This is a genomic window from Cupriavidus sp. GW822-FHT02D05 (assembly GCF_058802485.1).
On sequence record NZ_JBXAOE010000004.1, the window covers coordinates 1 to 17,717 of the forward strand.

The following is a 17,717-nucleotide window of genomic DNA, read 5'->3' on the forward strand; positions in this document are numbered from 1 at the left end:
GGGATTTCTTTCCGGACAAAAGTGCTTTACAACCCGAAGGCCTTCTTCACACACGCGGCATTGCTGGATCAGGGTTGCCCCCATTGTCCAAAATTCCCCACTGCTGCCTCCCGTAGGAGTCTGGGCCGTGTCTCAGTCCCAGTGTGGCTGATCGTCCTCTCAGACCAGCTACTGATCGTCGCCTTGGTGGGCCTTTACCCCACCAACTAGCTAATCAGACATCGGCCGCTCCTATCGCGCGAGGCCTTACGGTCCCCCGCTTTCACCCTCAGGTCGTATGCGGTATTAGCTAATCTTTCGACTAGTTATCCCCCACGACAGGGCACGTTCCGATGTATTACTCACCCGTTCGCCACTCGCCACCAGGATTGCTCCCGTGCTGCCGTTCGACTTGCATGTGTAAGGCATGCCGCCAGCGTTCAATCTGAGCCAGGATCAAACTCTTCAGTTTAATACCTGTGTGATCCTTCGGTTTCCCTATGGATCTCGCTCTTTCGAGCGGTCGCTCACTCTCAGAAAACTGACTGGCTACGTCCGCGATTTGCACCCCGGACATAACCAACATGTTTTACTGTGCGAGCACTTTATAACTTGTAAGCTAAAAGACCGAAGTCTTCCGCATCCGCTATCAAGCGCCCACACTTATCGGTTGTTTGTTTGTTAAAGAACTGGCCGCGGTTCGCTTTGCTTACCGCGTCGCTGCGTTTGCTGCAGCAGAGAAACGAGACTATAAAGAATTATCTGCGTTTCATCAATACTTTTTTAATCTTTTCTTGCTCAGGCTGGATTCGCTACGCGCTCTTCTCACCTTTCCTGCCATCCCCCGCAACCTTCGCCCGTCTGCCTTGCGGCTGAGTGTTGTACTGCGGAAGGGGGCGAATACTAAGCTGTCGGCACGGTGCTGGCAAGTCTTTTCTGGAAAATTTCGTCGACACGTAAAAAGCGCCTCACGACGCACAATTTAGCATCAAACCTCGGGGCTGACCGGCTTCCGCTAAAATTCGCGTTCACTCCTCACCTCTTCACAACAGAACACTATGGGATTCGAACAACTTGCTGCGCTGAAAGCGCAGCTGGCGCAACAGGCCAAACCCAAGCCGGCGGCCAAGCCCACACGCGCCCGCCCATCCGCGCAAGCGGCCCAGTCGAAACCGGTGGATCCTGTTGTACGGAACATCGGGCGGCTTCAAAAGCGCTTCCCCCTCGCCTTCCCTAAGAACCCCGCGCCGAAGAGAGCGTTGAAAGTCGGCATCTTTGACGATCTGCTTGGCTACGCTAGCGAGCTGGGCTTGCAAGAGGCGGAGTTGCGCGAAGCCATCAAGACCTGGTGCCGTGGGACCCGTTACAAGGCATGTCTTACGGAAGGCGCTGCGCGAGTAGACCTCAACGGCGCCGATGCGGGCTCTGTCACGCAAGCGGAAGCAACGCGCTTCAAGAAATAAGCGGCGGCGGTGGCGCGGCAGATACGGACAGGCATAAGGCTATAAGGCTATAAGGCTATAAGGCTATAAGGCTATAAGGCTTACCGCACGATTGACTCTGGCGGCCGCTCTGCCCCCTTCGCTTCACGGCAGCGCTCGATCAGCCTAAGCACCGTGGGCGAGCGCTCGTTCTTGCGATGGACCACGGCCAGTTGCGACGCCACGTCGTTGCGGGCCAGCGGCTTGAAGACCACGTCGGGCGGGGCGAACGCGCGCATCGAGGCGGGGATCAGCGCCACGCCAAACCCGGCCGCCACCATGCTGATGATGGTGGCCATCTGGGTCGACAAAGCCTCCACGCGCGGCTGGAAGCCAGCATTGCCACAGATGGCGAGCGTGATGGCGTAGAAGCCGGTACCGTGCTCGGTATGCGTGCAGATAAAGATCTCGTCGCGCAGCATGGCTACGTCGACGCGAGCGCGGCCAGCCAGCGTATGGGTGGCGTGCAAGGCCGCCACAACGGCTTCGGACGCGATGTCGAACAAGGCCAGCCCTTCCGGCAAGGACCGCAACGGTGGCCGGATAAAACCGATATCGAGTTCGCCGCGTGCCACCGCTTCGAGCTGGGCCGGCATGTCCATCTCCCGCATGGCAAGCCGCACGGCCGGATGATCCTGGCGAAAACGATAGACGAGCCTTGGCAATAATCCTGACAACGCGGCTGACGCCACATACCCGATGGCAGCGCCGCCGACATCACCCCGGCTGGCGCTGGCCGTGACCAGCCCGGCATGCTGGACCTGGCGCAGCACACCCATCGCTTCCTCGTAAAAGACCGCACCCACATCGGTCAGCGCAATCCGGCGCTTGCTGCGCGAGAGCAGCGGCGCGCCCGCCTCTTGCTCGATCCACCGGAACTGCTGGCTCAGCGCCGGCTGCGATATGCCCAGGCGCTCAGCCGCGCGGCCAAAGTGCAGCTCCTCGGCCAGCGCGGCAAAGTATCGGTAGTGTCGGAGTTCGAGGTTCATCGCGATGGCCCGCTTTCAATATAAGCACAGCTTATCAACAATTAAGCTTTGCGCACTTGAACCTATCGAAGCCTGCGCCGCATGATGCACGACTTGGCGGCGACGACGCCGCGGCACGCATCGGGAGCAAGTCGGGCATGGGATTGGTCAACAAACGGGTAGCAAGCTGCGCAGAGGCCATCGCTGACCTGCGCGACGGCGCCACCGTGATGGTGGGCGGCTTCGGCAGCGCGGGCCTGCCCGACGGCCTGATCGCGGCGGTGCTGGCGCATGGCGCGCGGGATCTCACGGTGATCTCCAACAACGCCGGCTACGACGGCGAAGGCGTGGCGAGCCTGATCGAAGCCGGGCGCATGCGCAAGCTGGTCTGCTCCTACCCGCTGACAGCGGGCGCCACGGCGTTCCGCGACGCTTACCGGCGCGGCGAGGTCGAGCTGGAACTGGTGGCGCAGGGCACGCTGGTAGAGCGCATTCGTTGCGCCGGAGCCGGGCTGGGCGGGTTCTACTGCCCCATCACTGCCGGGACGATCCTTGCCCAAGGCAAGGACACGCGGGAGATCAACGGTGCGCTGCACGTGCTGGAGCTGCCGCTGCATGCGGACTTTGCGCTGATTCGCGGACGTCATGCGGATCGCCTTGGCAACCTGGACTATCACCTGGCGGGCCGCAACTTCAACCCCATCATGGCCACGGCCGCGCGCGTGGTGGTGGCGGAGGTGGAGGCGATGGTCGAGGCCGGCGCGATGAACCCCGAACATATCGTGACGCCCGGCATCTTTGTCCACCGCGTCGTCACCGCTAACGCCAACAAACAGCAAGCCGGGAGCCAGCCATGAAGCGATGGAACAGGGAACAGATCGCCCGGCGCGCGGCGCAGGACATCCGGCCGGGTGCCTACGTCAACCTGGGCATCGGCCTGCCGACGCTGGTCGGCGACATGATCCCGCGGGAGCGCGAGGTCTTCCTGCATAGCGAAAACGGCATCCTGCATCTCGGGCCACGCCCGCCACTGGGCCAGGAGAACCCGGACCTGATCAATGCCAGCAAGCAGCCGGTGACATTGCAGCCTGGCGCGGCCATCTTCGATTCCGCGCTGAGCTTCGCGATGATGCGCGGCGGCCACCTGGACCTCGCCATCCTTGGCGCCTACGAAGTGGCGGAGAACGGCGACCTGGCCAACTGGAGCCGCGGCGACCCGAATACGCCGCCCGCTGTGGGAGGCGCCATGGAACTGGCCTTCGGCGCGCGCGAGGTCTGGGTGCTGATGGAACACACCACGCGCGACGCTCGCCCGCGCCTGTTGCACCGCTGCACACTGCCGTTGACGGCAAGCGGTGTGGTCAGCCGCATCTATACCGACCTGGCGGTGATGCGCGTGACGCCCGACGGCTTGCTGGTGGAGGCCATGGCCGAGGGCATGACCCTCGGCGAGTTGCAGGCGCTGACCGAGGCGCGGCTGCTAGCCTAGCGCCATCGGCGAATCAGCGAATCGGCATTTCAGCGGCTTGACACCACCCGCTCGATCCACGCGACGAACACCGCGACCACTTCCTCGCGGTTGGTCTCGTTCAACGTCTCATGCCGCGCCCCGCCGAACACGTGGGACGACACATCGGCCTGCCCTGCCGCGCGGTAACGGCTAACCAGCGGCTCGAACCATGCCAGATGATTGTTGACCGGATCAGAATCGCCGGTGAACAGGTACATCGGCAACGCCGGACGGATGCGGCGCAGCGTATCTGGCTCTGCCAGGCGCGCGCACTCGGTGAACATCGAGGCGCGCGAAGCCGGCGTCACGGTGAACCCGCACAACGGATCGGCGATATACGCATCCACCTGGGCGGGGTCACGGCTGAGCCAGTCGAATGGCGTGCGGCTATCCGGCACCCCGGCATTCATGTCTTCCAGCTTGAATCCCGCCTGCGCTGCTGCCAGCATCAGGTCCACCGCAGTGGTGCCCGACAGCGATACGCCGTCGAGCAGCGCGCTGTGCTCAACCAGGTAGCACTGCGCCGCGAACGAGCCCATGCTGTGGCCAAACAGGATCAGCGGCACCCCGGGATGCTGCGAGCGCGCGTGCCGGCTGAGCACGGCCATATCGTCCGCCAGCGCGGCGAAGCCACGCGGGCCGAAGTCGCCAAGCTTGTCCTGCGCGGCTGCATCGGCGCCGTGTCCGCGATGCTCGCTGGCGTAGACCACATAGCCCGCGCGCACCAGCGCGTCGGCCAAGGGCCGGTAACGCCGCGCATGCTCGCCCATGCCATGCGCGATCTGGACCACGGCACGCGGCGCGGCGCCGCCCTGCCAGCGGTGGACCTCGATCTTGTGATCGTCATTCGAATCGAGACGAAAGTGGACGTAGGGTTCCGATGTCTGCATGCCAAGCCCTCGGTTAACGCCGGCCGTGTCGGGAGTGACGGTTGCGGCGCAGACATGGTACGCAAGTGGGCGCGTTCAGGCTATCGGGGTTGCTCCGCCCTGCCGCTGTGGGGGATGGCAGGGGTAGCAGTACGCCGCCCGGCACAGGCCGGGAAGCCCGCCGCGCGGTTACCCCAGCCGCTTGATCACCGCCTCGGCGAACTGCAAGGTCGAGGCCGAGCCCTTGAGGTCGCCGGTTCTCACCTGATCCTGGTTGAGCGCCAGGTCGATCGCTTGGCGCAGCCGCACCGCCAGGTCCTGGCGGCCCACATGCTCGAGCATCAGGCCGGCGGCCAGCATCAGCGAGATCGGGTTGGCGATGCCCTTGCCGGCGATGTCCGGCGCGGAGCCGTGCACGGCTTCGAAGATGGCTGCCGTCTCGCCGATATTGGCGCCCGGCGCCATGCCCAGCCCGCCCACAAGGCCAGCGATCTGGTCGGACAGGATGTCGCCGAACAGGTTGGTACAGAGCAACATGTCGAACTGCCAGGGATTGAGCACGAGCTGCATGGCGCAGGCATCGACGATGCGATCATCCATCTCCACGCGGCCCACATAGTCCTGCGCCACCTCGCGCGCGGCCTCCAGGAAGATGCCGGTCAGTGCCTTCAGGATATTGGCCTTGTGCACCACGGTGATCTTCTTGCGCTGGTTCTTGACCGCATACTCGAACGCAAAACGGGCGATACGCCGGCAGGCGTCGCGCGTATTGGTGCCAGTGGACACAGCCACCGCGTGCGGGTCATCGCCCACGGCGATGTAGTAATCGTGCGCGACATAGAAGCCGCCCACGTTCTCGCGCACCAGCACCAGGTCGATATCCTCGAAGCGGCCCGGCACCAGCGTGCGCGCGGGCCGTACGTTGGCAAAGAGGTTGAAGGCTTCGCGCAGCCGCACATTGACAGAGCGAAAGCCCCCGCCCACCGGCGTGGTCAGCGGGCCCTTAAGCGCCAGGCCTGTGCGGCGGATGCTCTCGAGGGTGGCCTGCGGCAGCGGATCACCGCCCTGGTCGATGCCCGCCATGCCAGCCTGCTGCACATCCCAGGAAAACGGCGCGCCCAGCGCGTCCAGCACCTTGACGGTGGCTTGCACCACCTCCGGGCCGATGCCGTCGCCCGGGATCAGGGTGGCGGGGATCTGATTGCGTGCTGGCTGTTCCATATGCGATTCCTCTCGACAGGTTGAATGTCCGCGTTCGCAGAGCATGCAACGCGGGCGCATTTCTGTCTAGCGCGGATCATGTCAGCCCAGCGGGATCGCGCTGCCGGAAGGGAATCCTGTGGAACGAGCTATAGCTATAGCCTAGGGCCGCTTGTCGTCACGCCGCACGCTGCAGCGGTAGCCGGCTCGCGCCGAACAGCGGCGCCGCGCGGTCCGCCGCGAGCCGGATGCGCTCCGCCAGCGCCGCGCTGCTGACCTGGTAGTTCTGGAAGTCCCCCGGGCTGCCATACACGCCGATCGGCAGCGTCAGCGCCTGCAGGAAGCCGAACAGCGGCCGTAGCTGATGCTCCAGCACCAGCGCGTGCCGGTCGCTGCCGCCGGTGGCCGCCAGCAGCACCGGCTTGTCGATCAGCGCATCCTGCCCGACCAGGTCGAAGAGATGCTTGAAATGGCCGGGATAAGAGCCCCGATAGACCGGCGCGGCCACCACCAGCAGATCGGCGGACTCGATCGCGGCGATCTCGCTTTCAATCTCCGCAGGCAGTTCAGCGCGCGACAGCGCCGCGCCTAGCGGGCGGGCGATATCGCCGAGGTTGACGATCCGGGTCTGCAACAGCAGCCTGCCCGCCAGTTCATCAAGCAACGCCTGCACCAGCGCCAGCGTGCGCGAAGGCTGCTGCGCGCTGCCGTTGACGGCAACCACGTTCAGCGGTCTAGCCATGGGGGAGAACCTCCTTTGGATTGAAGGCCGCCCTCGCCATTGTTCACGGCGGCCGCTTGCAAGTTCTTCACCATAGCGCAGCCGCGCCGCCCGCTGAACGACGAATTTCAACTATGCATAAACGGGCGGCCGCCATGGCATGCGTGGCGAAATTCTCAGTTGCATAGTCGGAATCATTCGTTCCCTGCGGCAAGGGCCCGTTTCTACACCGAGATGATCGCCAGCCAGTACGGCATCGGTTACTACACCTGGGAGGCGTACAACCTGCTGAACCATGCGGACATCGTGGTCGGCCTGCTGCTGATCGGCGCCTTCGGCACGGGCAGCAGCGCTGCTTAGGCGTTGATCACGCCGCCGCCGTGGCCGCCTTGGCGTCCTGGTATGCGGCGTACAGCTTCTTGAACACCGGGCCGGGCGCGCCATCGCCGATAGTCTTGCCATCGATGGTGACCACCGGCAGGATCTCCTTGCTGGCCGAGGTCAGCAACACCTCATCCGCGCCCATCACCTCGTCCTGCGAAATGCGGCGCGCTTCCAGCGAGATATCCAGCGCCGCGCACAGCTCCTCCATCCAGCCGTAGCGGATCCCTTCCAGGATCAGGTTGTCCTTCGGCGGCGCCGAGACCCGGCCCTTGCTGACCACCCAGACGTTGGACGCGGAGGCCTCGGTCAGCATCCCATCGCGGAACTGGATGGTCTCGGTGGCGTCGTTCTCCACCGCGTTCTGCGCCGCCAGCACATTGCCCAGCAGCGAGGTGGATTTCACCTGGCAGTGCAGCCAGCGCTTGTCCTGCGCTGTCACGCAGGCCACGCCCTTCTCGCGCATGGCCGCCGAGGGCAGCGACATCGGGTTGGTCATGATGAGCACCGTCGGCGTCACCGTCTTGGGGAAGGCATGGGTGCGCCGCGCCACGCCGCGCGTGACCTGGATGTACACCATCTGGTCGGCGAGGCCGTTGGCCTGCACCACGCGGTCGATCAGCGCCATCCACTGCGCATCGGTGTGCGGGTTGGGGATGCCGATGGTGTCCAGGCTGCGCGCCAGCCGCGCCAGGTGCTGCGGCAGGCGGAACGGCTTGCCGGCATAGATGGGGACCACTTCATACACGCCATCGCCAAAGATAAAGCCGCGATCCAGCACGGGGACGCGGGCTTCGGACAAGGGCGTGAGCTCGCCGTTGAGATAGACGATTTCTTCGTTCATGGTGGGTAGGGTAAGGCTGGCGGGGCCTGGGTTGCAGTACGGGTGCGCACTGGATGAATGCATGCATTCTTCCACAAGGCGCGGGGGCAGCCTATGCAAAATCGGCATGACCTTGGCCTGCTCCGCCACCCGGCCCCGCCGCCATGGCGTTCAGCTTGCGCCCCCGGCCCTCATGCCGAGGCCGGCAGCCATCCGTGCGCCCGATACCAGGCAATGACATCGCGAACCGTGTGATCCACGGGCCGGAAGCCCAAGCCTAGCTCGCCCTCGCTTTTGGCATGGCTAAAGCGGGTCCGGTCCGCTTCCTTCACCATCAGCCGCACGGTTGCAAGGCTGAGCAGGATCGGCTTGCCGGTGATCCGGGCGTAGATTTCCTGCACGCAGGCCAGCGCAAACAACAACGGCACAGGCAGCGCGCGCTTGGGCGTTGCCACCCCCGCGGTGCGTCCGATCAGCGGGATCAGCTCGCGCATGGTCATATGACGGCCCGCCGCGAGATAGCGCTCGCCGCGCCGCCCGCGCAGCGCCGCGGCGATATGCGCCTGTGCGACATCGCGGGCGTCGACCACGGAAAAGCTCCCTGGCACCAGGCCCGGCAATCGGCGCATCGCCGTATCGAGCGCGACTTGTCCGGCTGACGTCGGCCCGATATCGCCCGGCCCCCACATCCAGCCGGGCAGCACGAACGTGGCATGCATCTCGGGGGCATTCTCGAGGAAAGCCAGGACAGCGCGATCGCCCAGGATCTTGCTGCGATAGTAGTCATCGGCGTCGGCAGGTTCGCGCACATGCGTTTCATCGATCACCGAACCCGGCGCGCCGTTGAGCACGGCGATGGACGAGGTCTGCACGAAGCGGCGCACGCCTGCCGAGTAGGCCTGCGCGATCAGGGCGGCCGTGCCGTCGACATTGATGCGCCTGAGCGTTTCCCAGTGACTGCCACCCTTGTAGTTGTCGCGGAAGAACGCGGCGGTATGGAAAACCACATCACAGCCGTGCATGGCCGGGGCGAACGCCTTGACATCGGCCATGTCGCCAACCACGAACTCCACACCCGCGAGATCGCCGAATTGCTGCCTGGCCTTCTGCGCCGAGCGCACCAGCGCCTTGACCGCGACACCGCGGCCCTGCAGTTCGCGGACAAGATTGTTGCCGAGCAGACCGGTGGCACCGGTCACGAAAGCGGTTTGCAAGTTCATGGACAGGCCCTTATCTCGAAGATCATATGAAATTCAGATATCAATTGATATCCGTTATGATAGCAGCTGAAATCCCAAATGCAATCGATACGGCAATCCCTGTCGCCACGACCAATGCCATGCCCAATGCCACGCCAACAAAGCAACCCGTCCCGCGCAAGCGCCTGAGCCGCGAGCAAAGCCAGGCGCAAACCCGCGAGCGCCTGCTTGAGGCCGCGCGCAGTTTGTTTATGCAGCGCGGCTTCGGCGGCACGTCGATCCGGGATATCGCGGAGGAAGCTGGGTACTCGCAGGGGGCGTTCTATTCGAACTTCCCGGACAAGGAGGCGCTGCTGCTAGATCTGCTGCGCGGCCATATGGAGGCCGAGGCAAAGCAGCTGGCAGCGGTGTTCGACACGGCGGAGCACACCGGCGCAGAGGTGCTCGCGGGCCTGGATGCCTGGGCCGCGGCGCTCCATGCGGATGCCGACTGGGCCATGCTATCGATCGAGCTGCAGATGCACGCCAATCGCAGCCCGTCGTTTGCCAGCGTTTACCGTGCGGTCTGCGAGACGCATCGCGGCGAACTCGGCGGCCTGATCGAGCGCCTGTTCCGCCATCTGGGCCGCGTGCCGCCAGCCCAGCCGGAAGAGCTGGCCGCGGGTTTCATGGCGCTCGCCCATGGCCTCGCGCTGCAACGGGGCACGACGAGCGCCGACCCGACCGGCCGGATGCTGATGCTGTTCCTGCGCGGCCTGCTGGCGAGCGCGCAGGCGGCTGGCGAAGCAGCCGATGCCAGTCATCCGGCAAAGCGGGGCGGCCGCGCAAGCCGGTAGCCGGACGCCCGGGCGCACCGCACCCGGGCACTGGCTCAATCATCGAAATCCCACATCCGGTGCAGGTCCAGCCGCAACCGGCTGTCGGCCTCCAGCGCATCGACCAGGGCCACACGTTCGGCCAGCGTGGTATCGGCCAGGGCACGCCGGACCATCAGCAGTTCGCTCAGGCCGGTTTCCCCCGCCTTGTAGGCCCGGCCGGTGCGTGCCGCGGCACTGCGCTGTAGCGCGAGCGCTTCGGCCTGCGCCACGGCTGCGGCGCGCTTGCCTTCCAGGCCGCGGTACAGCACCTCGAACTCGGCGCCGATCCTGCGCTCCACCGCCACCCGGCTGCGGGCGGCAGCCTGCGCGTCGGCCGCTGCCGCCACCGCCGCCGAACGCCGGTGCGCGGAGCCAAGCGGCATGCTGATGCTCACGCCCGCAATCCGCTCCGCGCCGCCGCGCTCCACCGTGAAGAACACGCCCACGGTCGGGTCCGGTTTGCGCTCCAGGTCGGTGCGCCGGGCCTGCCGCTGAGCTTGCGTTTCCTGCGACTGGGCGAGGCGAAACTCGTGGCTGTCCTCCACATAGCGGCTGCGCAGCGCATCGGCGGGGTCGTCCGGCAACGCCTGCAGGCGCACATCCGCCGGCAGGCCGCCGGGCACGCCCAGGCCCGGGAAGCGCGCCCGCAGTTCGGCCGCCGCCGCCGCTTCCGCTGCGCGCGCGCTGGCCAGCGCGGCAGCGGTGCGAGCGCGCTCGGCCAGCAAGAGCTCATGGTCCATGGGCGCCGCATCGCCGGCCTGCACCCGGCGTGCGGTCACGGCCGCCAGCTCGCCCGCCAGGCTGTCGTTGCCCTGCGCCGCCAGCCGCGCCTGTTGCGCGCGCAGCGCCCCGAACCACAGCGACAGGATCTGCCGCGAGACTTCATGGCGCGCATCCATCACGGCGAGCTGGCCTGACTGCGCCGTGGCATCGGCCAGCTCGCCATCGGCGTCGGCCTTGCCCCAAAGCCGCAGCGGGCGCTCCAGTGCCAGTTGCCCTTCGGCAAACCGGTCGGACGGCTCGCGCACCTGGCGGCGCTGCCCGATGGCCCGCACCACGGCCTCGGCGGTGCCGGCACGGATGCCGTCCGCCCGGGCCAGCACCGCATCGCGGCGAGCCTCGGCCATCTGCACGTCCGGCGACTGGCCAACGGCGTCGCGCACGGCGGACTCAAGGGGCAGCACGCCGGCCTGCGCCGGCATGGCTGCTTGCGCCCACACGGCACCCGGCATCCCGGTGGCCGCGATCATGACAGCCGCGGCTGCCATCTTGCTCATTGCGCCTCTCATTGCGCTTCTCCTTGTGCTTCTCCTTGTGCCATGCGGCCTTGCTTGTCCTCGCGCGACCGCGCCACGCCAAAGCGCTCGAACAACAGCGGCAACAGCAACAAGGTCAGTGCGGTGGAGCTGACCAGGCCACCCGAGACAACGATGGCCAGCGGGCGCTGGATCTCAGAGCCGGGCCCGGTGGCGAGCAGCAGAGGGATCATCCCCAGCGCCGTGATGCAGGCGGTCATCAGGACCGGCCGCAAGCGGTCGCGCACGCCGGTGCGCACCGCCTCGGCCATTGGCCGCCCTTCGTCCAGCAAGGTATTGAAATGCGAAACCAGCACCACGCCGTTCAGCACGGCAATGCCCAGCAGCGCGATGAACCCCACCGAGGCCGGCACCGACAGGTACTCGCCCGCCACCCGCAGCGCGGCGATGCCGCCCACCAGCGCGAACGGAATATTGGCGATGACGAGCGCCGCCTGGCGGATCGAGCGGAAGGTCAGCATCAGCAGCAGAAAGATGGCACCCAGCGCCAGCGGCACCACCAGCGCAAGGCGCGCGGCGGCGCGCTGCTGGTTTTCGAACTGGCCGCCCCAGGCCACGCGCAATCCCTTGGGCAGTCCTGACAGGCCCGCCACGGCCGTTTGTGCCTCCTGCACGAAACCGGTCAGGTCGCGTCCTTCCACGCTGACCTGGATCACCGCAAAGCGCCCACCGTCTTCGTGGTTGATGCGCACCGGCCCTTCCACGCGCCGCACCTGTGCCAGGGAGGTGAGCGGCCAGGACGTGCCGTCCGGCGCTGTCACCTGCAGGCTGGTGAAGGTCTCCGGGGTCTGCCGCAGGCTATCGCTGCCACGCAGGATCAGCGGCGTGCGCACGGTGCCCTCTGGCACGATGCCGATCCGCTCGCCCTCCACCTGCGCGCGCAGCAACGCTTGCAGCGCATCGCCGGAGAGCCCCGCGCGGCCGACGGCGGCGCGGTCCAGCGCAAGCGTGAGGTACTGCACGCCCTCGTTGCTGGGCGCGATCACTTCGGCCGCGCCAGGGATCTTGCGCACGCGCGCGGCGATGGCCTGCGCCGCCGTGTCGATGGCGCCCAGATCAGCGCCGAACACCTTGATGGCCACGTCGCCGCGCGTGCCGGTCAGCATCTCCGAGACGCGCATCTCGATAGGCTGCGTGAAGCCATACACCACGCCCGGGAAACGCTCCATGACGCGGCGAATGGCGATGGCGATGTCTTCCATGCTGCCGCGCCACTGGTCCTTTGGCTGCAGCACGAGGAAGGTGTCGGTCTCGTTCAGCCCCATCGGATCGAGGCCGAGATCGTCCGAGCCGGAGCGCGCCACGATCGAGCGGATCTCCGGCACCTCGGCCAGCAGCGCCTGCTGCACCCGCAGGTCCAGGCCCACCGAGGTGGCCAGCGAGACCGACGGCGCCTTCTGCAGCTGCACGATCATGTCGCCCTCGTCCATGGTGGGCATGAAGGTCTTGCCCACCGACAGGTAGAGCGCCACCGCCACGGCCAGCGCCACGCCCGCCGAGGCAAAGACCGCGCGCGGATGCCGCCCGCTCCAGTCCTGCAGCCGGGCAAAGCCGCGTGCCACCTTGCGCATCAGGTACGGGGTCTCGTCCGCATGCGCGCGCAGCAGCAGCGACGCCAGCGCCGGCACCACGGTGAACGCGATCGCCACCGACGACGCCAGCGCCAGCACGATGGTCAGCGCCACCGGGCCAAACAGCTTGCCCTCCAGGCCTTGCAGCGACAGCAGCGGCAGGAACACGATCGCGATGATCGACACCCCGGCCAGCATCGGCACCGCCACGCTGGCGACGGCATGGCGGATCACCGCGCCGCGCAGCGATGGGTCGGACTTGCGTTCGTGCGCCTTCGCCAAGGCGGATTCGATGTTCTCCACCACCACCACCGCCGCGTCCACCAGCATGCCCAGCGCAATCGCCAGGCCGCCCAGGCTCATCAGGTTGGCGGTCAGCCCCACGTAGCGCATCAGCAGGAAGGTCGCCAGCATCGACAGCGGCAGGGTTGCCGCCACCACCAGCGCCGCGCGCAGGCCGCCAAGAAACAGGTACAGCGTCACCACCACCAGCAGGCTGGCCTCGATCAGGGCCCGCACCACGGTATTGGCGGCACGCGTGACCAGTTCACCCCGGTTGTAGAACACGTGCGTGGACATGCCCTTGGGCAGTTGCGGCGCCAGCGCATCCAGCCTGGCCTGCACGTCGGCGACCAGCTGGCGGGCATCGGCGCCGCGCAGGGCCAGCACCAGCCCCTGCACCGCTTCGCCACGCCCATCCTTGCTGACCGCGCCGTTGCGCGTGGCCACGCCGAGCCTGACGGTGGCCACGTCGCCCACCGTCACCAGCGGCATGCCGTTGCGCCCGCCCGGCGCGGCAACGGCTACCTGGCGCAAGTCTTCCACGCCGCGCACGCCGCCCTCCACGCGCACCACCCAGTTCTCGTCGCCCTGCTCCACCCGGCCCGCGCCGTCGTTGCGGTTGTTGGCGTCGAGCGCCTGGCGCAATTGCTCCACCGTAACGGCGCGGGCGCGCAGCCGCGCCGGGTCGGGGATGACCTCGTAGCTGCGCACCTCGCCGCCCAGCGCGTTGACATCCGCCACGCCGGGCACCGTGCGCAAGGCCGGGCGCAGCACCCAGTCCAGCACGCGGCGCCGTTCAGCCAGCGAGAAGGCATCGCCCTCCACCGTGAACATGAACATCTCGCCCAGCGGCGTGGTGATCGGCGCCAGCCCGCCGATGGCGTTGGGCGGCAGGTCGCGCAGCAGGCCGGCGAGCCGCTCGGACACCTGCTGGCGGGCCCAGTAACTGTCCACGCCCTCCTCGAAATCGACCGTCACGTCGCTGATGCCGTACTTGGACACCGAGCGGACGATGGTCTTGTGCGGGATGCCCAGCAGTTCTTGCTCGATCGGCGTGGAGACGCGCTGCTCGACTTCCTCCGGCGTCATGCCGGGGATCTTCAGGATGACCTTGACCTGGGTGGGCGAGATGTCCGGAAAGGCATCGATGGGCAACTTCAAGTAAGCCCACGCTCCGGCCACAGCCAGCACGCAGGCGGCAATCAGCACCAGCGCCCTTTGGCGCAGGGAGAATTCAATCAGGCCGGCAAGCATCACTGGCCTCCCGCGAGCATGCCCTTGAGCGCGCCCACGCCGGCCACCGCCACGCGCGTGCCGGCGGGCAGCGGGCCGCGCACGGTCGCGGCGGCATCGTCCACGGCTTCGACCACCACGGTCTGGTAGCGCACGCCGGTCTTGGTCGCCACGAACACGCCCGGCGTGCCGCGCCAATACGTCAGCGCCATGGCCGGCACCCGCACGCGGCCCGCGCCAGTGGCGTCGGGCGTGCTACGCAAGTGCACGATCACATTCACGCTCTCGCCAGCCTGCAGGCTACCGCGCTTGTCCAGCACCGCGCGCACGCGCACGGCGGCGGTGCCGTCGCTTGCCGGCACCACGCCGGCCACCGTGCCGGTGGCGCCGCGCTGGCGCACCTCCACACGTTCGCCGACGGTGGGAGCCGGCGCATCGCGGCCGACCAGCAGATCAAGCTCCAGCGCGGTGGGGTCCACGATGCGGAACAACGGCGCGGCGCCTTCCACGCGCGTGCCAGGCACGGCGTTGACCTCGGCAATGAGCCCGGCACGGCCGGCCACCAGTTGCGGCTCACCCGAGCCGCCGGCGAACACGATGCCCGCGGCAGCCATCTCGGCCTCGCGGGCGCGCACCATCGCCGCGCCTTCCGCCGCGCGTGCCTGCGTAGCTTGCCAGCGGCTGCCCGGGATGATGCCGTCGTCGTGCAAGCCACGGTCCCGCGCCAGCGCCAGGCGGGCCAGGTTGGCCTGCGAGCGCGCTTCCGACAGCGCACGCCCGGCCTCGAACAGTTGCGGGCTGGCAAAGGTGGCCAGCGGCTGGCCGGCGCGCACCGCCTGGCTGATCGACACCAGCACGCGCGAGACCATGCCGGCATAAGGCGCGGCAACCACGTACTGCGCATCGGGCTTGAGCACCACGCGAGCGCTGGCGCCGGTCTCCAGTTGCGCGGCACCGGCGACCGGATCAAACCGCACGCCGAGCGCGCGGGCCTGGGCATCAGACAGCGCCAGTACCTGCGCGCGGGCCATGCCAATGGGGAACAGCGTCGACGCGACCAGCGCGCCAACGAAAACAACTCGACGGGAAAACATGCCTGACTCCAAAGCAGGATGGAAGCGCCCGGCACGACATGATCAGCCTCGATCAGGCGCGCGAGCGTGCTCCGCCGGCGTGGCCGGCAGGGGAATCAGGAAGCGAGGGGAGGGGCCTGCGCGGGGGGTGGCCTGCTGTCGCTGCCACGCCATCGGGGCGGCGTGCGCTGGCGCCACGGCAGGCGCCGGAACACCGGCAGCGGCCGCGCGGCAAACAGCAGGAACGCGAAGACCAGGCCGATCAGCACATCGGCGGCCTGCACGTGGAGGGAAAAGGCAATGGGGCCGATGGCGGTCTGCACATCGACCTCAAGCGGCTCGACCGCGATCAGCGCGGCGGAACCCGCGGGCAAAGGGGATGAAGCGGAAGGAGAATAAGAATTAACCGCACCTTGGAGCGCCGTGTGCACATGCAGGCCATGGAGTTTCGGGGTTCCGAGATGGCCGTGCAGAAGCGGGGTGAGGAACTGCATTGCAAACAGCAACAGCAGCAAGGCTCCCCGCAAGAAGGAGGGGCGGTCTGCGCGAAACATGGCGCGATTGTAGCCGAGTTTGAGGCGGCGGCGCAGCTTGTGAACGGACCATCCGCGCCGCCCGCCCCCTCAGCGTTTGGCTTGCACCAGTTGCGTCAACCGCTCCGTACCCGGCGCGGGCACATGGCTTTGTCCCGGCCTGCCGCGCTGCGACGCGTGCCACGGCAGCATCCGCTCCTCGGCCCACTCCAGCGCCTTGAAGAGGATCACGCCCAGCGCGCACAGCAGCGCCAGCGCCACGAACACGGTCGGCGTGTCGAAGCTGCCTTGCGCCACCAGGATGACGTGGCCAAGCCCGGTCTCGCCCGCCACGAACTCGCCGACAATGGTGCCCACCAGCGCGAACGACACGCCCACCTTCATCCCCGCGAAGATGCTGGGCAGGGCGTTGGGAAAGCGGATCTTCCACAGCACCTTGCTGCGCGACGCCTGGTTGGCGCGCGCCATGTTGAGCATTTCCGGGTCGATGGATTTGAGGCCGAGCACCGTGTCGATCAAGATCGGGAAGATCGCGATCAGCATGGCAATGGCGATCTTGGGCGCGGAACCGGTACCCAGCCAGATCACGAACAGCGGCGCCAGCGCCACCTTGGGCACGGCGTTGAGCGCCACCATCAGGGAGTAAAGCGTGCGATCCAGGAAACGGGAATACACGATGCCGATGGCCGAGCCCACGCCCAGCACCACGGCGAGGACAAAGCCCGCCAGCGTGGTCTGCAGCGTGTCCAGGCTCTGCATCAGCAGGAAACCCGGCTGCGCCAGGAACTCGGTAAAGATCTTGCTGGGCGGCGGCAGCAGGAACTCGCGTACGCCAAAGGCCCGCACCGCGCCCTCCCAGATCAGCAACAGCACCACGATGGTCAGGATGGCCAGCCGGCTGTTCTCGGAACGCTTCCATAGCAACTTCATCACATCATCCCCTGTAGATACCAAGCTCACGGAAAATCTGGCGGATCTGCGACACGTAGCCAGCAAAGGCCTCCGTCTCCCGCACCGCCAGCCCGCGTGGCCGTTCCAGCTCGATCGGAATCACCGCCGCGATGCCGCCCGGGTTGCGCGACATCACCACCACGCGGTCGCTCAGGTACACGGCTTCGGAGATCGAATGCGTGATGAACAGCACGGTCTTGCCGGTGGCCAGCCAGGTGCGCTGCAGCTCCTCGTTGAGATCGTCCCGCGTGAAAGGATCGAGCGCGCCGAAGGGCTCGTCCATCAGCAGCAACTGCGGGTCCACCAGCAGCGCGCGGCAGATCGAGGCGCGCTGGCGCATGCCGCCGGACAGCTCCCACGGATAGCGGTGCGCGAACGCGCCAAGGCCGAACAGGTTGAGCACGGAACGCGCGCGCTCCTCGAAGTCCGCGCGATCCAGGTCGTGGAACTCGGCGGCAATCAGCACGTTGTCCAGGATGGTGCGCCAGTCCAGCAGCAGGTCGCGCTGGAACACCACGCCCATGTTGGCCGGCGGGCCCACGATGGGGTCGCCCTGCAGCGCCAGGTGGCCGCTGGAGATGGGTTCCAGCCCGGCCACGCACTTGAGCAGCGTGCTTTTGCCGCAGCCGCTGGGGCCGACGATGCTGACGAATTCTCCTTGCTCGATATCGAGACTGACGTCCTTCAACGCGTACAGCGGTTCGCGCTGGGAATGGTAGACCTTGTTGAGTTGCCCGATCTGCAGGAATGCCGACATGTGCGTCTCCCGG

Annotated in this window: 16 protein-coding genes, 1 rRNA gene and 1 pseudogene; 5 read left to right on the forward strand and 13 right to left on the reverse strand. The window is 66.9% G+C overall.

Annotated elements, in window-relative coordinates; genetic code table 11:
* A 16S ribosomal RNA gene (locus AC1RQK_RS06520) occupies positions 1-451 on the reverse strand; the annotation flags it as partial.
* A gap of 586 nt (positions 452-1,037) precedes the next feature.
* Here AC1RQK_RS06520 and AC1RQK_RS06525 point away from each other — a divergent pair.
* A complete protein-coding gene (locus AC1RQK_RS06525) occupies positions 1,038-1,442 on the forward strand; it encodes a ProQ/FinO family protein (protein ID WP_174426743.1) in 405 nt (134 codons plus the stop codon).
* A gap of 80 nt (positions 1,443-1,522) precedes the next feature.
* Here AC1RQK_RS06525 and AC1RQK_RS06530 read toward each other — a convergent pair whose 3' ends face one another.
* A complete protein-coding gene (locus tag AC1RQK_RS06530) occupies positions 1,523-2,449 on the reverse strand; it encodes a LysR family transcriptional regulator (RefSeq protein ID WP_492374428.1) in 927 nt (308 codons plus the stop codon).
* A 143-nt stretch (positions 2,450-2,592) separates the two neighbouring features.
* Here AC1RQK_RS06530 and AC1RQK_RS06535 point away from each other — a divergent pair, with 143 nt between their 5' ends.
* Together AC1RQK_RS06535 and AC1RQK_RS06540 are read left to right on the forward strand one after the other, a co-directional pair.
* Positions 2,593-3,285, forward strand: coding sequence for a 3-oxoacid CoA-transferase subunit A (locus AC1RQK_RS06535; protein WP_492374433.1), 693 nt, complete (start codon positions 2,593-2,595; stop codon positions 3,283-3,285).
* On the forward strand, positions 3,282-3,917 hold the full coding sequence (locus AC1RQK_RS06540; protein WP_174426746.1) for a 3-oxoacid CoA-transferase subunit B: 636 nt from the start codon (positions 3,282-3,284) through the stop codon (positions 3,915-3,917). The genes AC1RQK_RS06535 and AC1RQK_RS06540 overlap by 4 nt, the downstream gene beginning before the upstream one ends.
* A gap of 29 nt (positions 3,918-3,946) precedes the next feature.
* Here the strand turns inward: AC1RQK_RS06540 and AC1RQK_RS06545 are convergent, their stop codons facing one another.
* From AC1RQK_RS06545 to msuE, 3 genes are all read right to left on the reverse strand, one after another.
* The gene (locus AC1RQK_RS06545; protein WP_492808120.1) at positions 3,947-4,828 is read right to left on the reverse strand and encodes an alpha/beta fold hydrolase; all 882 of its coding nucleotides are present in this window, start codon (positions 4,826-4,828) and stop codon (positions 3,947-3,949) included.
* A gap of 168 nt (positions 4,829-4,996) precedes the next feature.
* Positions 4,997-6,028 carry an isocitrate/isopropylmalate dehydrogenase family protein gene (locus AC1RQK_RS06550; protein ID WP_492374426.1) on the reverse strand — a complete coding sequence of 344 codons (1,032 nt, stop codon included), beginning with the start codon at positions 6,026-6,028 and terminating at the stop codon, positions 4,997-4,999.
* Positions 6,029-6,185: 157 nt separating this feature from the next.
* On the reverse strand, positions 6,186-6,749 hold the full coding sequence (gene msuE / locus AC1RQK_RS06555; protein WP_492374425.1) for an FMN reductase: 564 nt from the start codon (positions 6,747-6,749) through the stop codon (positions 6,186-6,188).
* Between the two features lie 210 nt (positions 6,750-6,959).
* Between msuE and AC1RQK_RS06560 the strand changes: the two are divergent.
* Positions 6,960-7,088: pseudogene (locus tag AC1RQK_RS06560) on the forward strand (ABC transporter permease); the annotation flags it as partial.
* 7 nt (positions 7,089-7,095) lie between these two features.
* Here the strand turns inward: AC1RQK_RS06560 and AC1RQK_RS06565 are convergent.
* Positions 7,096-7,953 (reverse strand): D-amino acid aminotransferase, encoded by an 858-nt coding sequence (locus tag AC1RQK_RS06565; RefSeq protein ID WP_492374432.1) that lies wholly within the window; start codon positions 7,951-7,953, stop codon positions 7,096-7,098.
* Positions 7,954-8,123: 170 nt separating this feature from the next.
* Entirely contained in the window at positions 8,124-9,152 is a 1,029-nt protein-coding gene (locus tag AC1RQK_RS06570) for an SDR family oxidoreductase (protein ID WP_492374424.1), read from the reverse strand.
* A 119-nt stretch (positions 9,153-9,271) separates the two neighbouring features.
* On the opposite strand from AC1RQK_RS06570, the gene AC1RQK_RS06575 reads away from it, so the two are divergent.
* Positions 9,272-9,967 carry a TetR/AcrR family transcriptional regulator gene (locus AC1RQK_RS06575; protein WP_492374423.1) on the forward strand — a complete coding sequence of 232 codons (696 nt, stop codon included), beginning with the start codon at positions 9,272-9,274 and terminating at the stop codon, positions 9,965-9,967.
* A 35-nt stretch (positions 9,968-10,002) separates the two neighbouring features.
* Here the strand turns inward: AC1RQK_RS06575 and AC1RQK_RS06580 are convergent, their stop codons facing one another.
* The 6 genes from AC1RQK_RS06580 to AC1RQK_RS06605 all read right to left on the reverse strand — a co-directional run bounded on the left by AC1RQK_RS06580 (position 10,003) and on the right by AC1RQK_RS06605 (position 17,704).
* Positions 10,003-11,265: a TolC family protein gene (locus AC1RQK_RS06580; protein WP_492374422.1), complete on the reverse strand. Its 1,263-nt coding sequence runs from the start codon at positions 11,263-11,265 to the stop codon at positions 10,003-10,005.
* 8 nt (positions 11,266-11,273) lie between these two features.
* Positions 11,274-14,411 carry an efflux RND transporter permease subunit gene (locus tag AC1RQK_RS06585; protein WP_492808124.1) on the reverse strand — a complete coding sequence of 1,046 codons (3,138 nt, stop codon included), beginning with the start codon at positions 14,409-14,411 and terminating at the stop codon, positions 11,274-11,276.
* Positions 14,411-15,484 carry an efflux RND transporter periplasmic adaptor subunit gene (locus AC1RQK_RS06590; protein ID WP_492808126.1) on the reverse strand — a complete coding sequence of 358 codons (1,074 nt, stop codon included), beginning with the start codon at positions 15,482-15,484 and terminating at the stop codon, positions 14,411-14,413. The genes AC1RQK_RS06585 and AC1RQK_RS06590 overlap by 1 nt, the downstream gene beginning before the upstream one ends.
* Positions 15,485-15,579: 95 nt before the next feature.
* Complete coding sequence (locus AC1RQK_RS06595) at positions 15,580-15,978, reverse strand: hypothetical protein (RefSeq protein ID WP_492808128.1); 399 nt, start codon at positions 15,976-15,978, stop codon at positions 15,580-15,582.
* A 108-nt stretch (positions 15,979-16,086) separates the two neighbouring features.
* Positions 16,087-16,926: an ABC transporter permease gene (locus AC1RQK_RS06600; protein ID WP_174426757.1), complete on the reverse strand. Its 840-nt coding sequence runs from the start codon at positions 16,924-16,926 to the stop codon at positions 16,087-16,089.
* A 4-nt stretch (positions 16,927-16,930) separates the two neighbouring features.
* Positions 16,931-17,704 carry an ABC transporter ATP-binding protein gene (locus AC1RQK_RS06605; protein WP_174426758.1) on the reverse strand — a complete coding sequence of 258 codons (774 nt, stop codon included), beginning with the start codon at positions 17,702-17,704 and terminating at the stop codon, positions 16,931-16,933.
* Positions 17,705-17,717: the final 13 nt, after the last annotated feature.

What these genes read in the sequence shown, in the direction of transcription:
- AC1RQK_RS06525 (WP_174426743.1), top strand. Translation starts at nt 1,038, where the DNA reads ATGGGATTCGAACAACTTGCTGCGCTGAAAGCGCAGCTGGCGCAACAG.
- AC1RQK_RS06530 (WP_492374428.1), bottom strand. Translation starts at nt 2,449, where the DNA reads ATGAACCTCGAACTCCGACACTACCGATACTTTGCCGCGCTGGCCGAG.
- AC1RQK_RS06540 (WP_174426746.1), top strand. Translation starts at nt 3,282, where the DNA reads ATGAAGCGATGGAACAGGGAACAGATCGCCCGGCGCGCGGCGCAGGAC.
- AC1RQK_RS06545 (WP_492808120.1), bottom strand. Translation starts at nt 4,828, where the DNA reads ATGCAGACATCGGAACCCTACGTCCACTTTCGTCTCGATTCGAATGAC.
- AC1RQK_RS06550 (WP_492374426.1), bottom strand. Translation starts at nt 6,028, where the DNA reads ATGGAACAGCCAGCACGCAATCAGATCCCCGCCACCCTGATCCCGGGC.
- msuE (WP_492374425.1), bottom strand. Translation starts at nt 6,749, where the DNA reads ATGGCTAGACCGCTGAACGTGGTTGCCGTCAACGGCAGCGCGCAGCAG.
- AC1RQK_RS06565 (WP_492374432.1), bottom strand. Translation starts at nt 7,953, where the DNA reads ATGAACGAAGAAATCGTCTATCTCAACGGCGAGCTCACGCCCTTGTCC.
- AC1RQK_RS06570 (WP_492374424.1), bottom strand. Translation starts at nt 9,152, where the DNA reads ATGAACTTGCAAACCGCTTTCGTGACCGGTGCCACCGGTCTGCTCGGC.
- AC1RQK_RS06575 (WP_492374423.1), top strand. Translation starts at nt 9,272, where the DNA reads ATGCCCAATGCCACGCCAACAAAGCAACCCGTCCCGCGCAAGCGCCTG.
- AC1RQK_RS06580 (WP_492374422.1), bottom strand. Translation starts at nt 11,265, where the DNA reads ATGAGCAAGATGGCAGCCGCGGCTGTCATGATCGCGGCCACCGGGATG.
- AC1RQK_RS06585 (WP_492808124.1), bottom strand. Translation starts at nt 14,411, where the DNA reads ATGCTTGCCGGCCTGATTGAATTCTCCCTGCGCCAAAGGGCGCTGGTG.
- AC1RQK_RS06590 (WP_492808126.1), bottom strand. Translation starts at nt 15,484, where the DNA reads ATGTTTTCCCGTCGAGTTGTTTTCGTTGGCGCGCTGGTCGCGTCGACG.
- AC1RQK_RS06600 (WP_174426757.1), bottom strand. Translation starts at nt 16,926, where the DNA reads ATGAAGTTGCTATGGAAGCGTTCCGAGAACAGCCGGCTGGCCATCCTG.
- AC1RQK_RS06605 (WP_174426758.1), bottom strand. Translation starts at nt 17,704, where the DNA reads ATGTCGGCATTCCTGCAGATCGGGCAACTCAACAAGGTCTACCATTCC.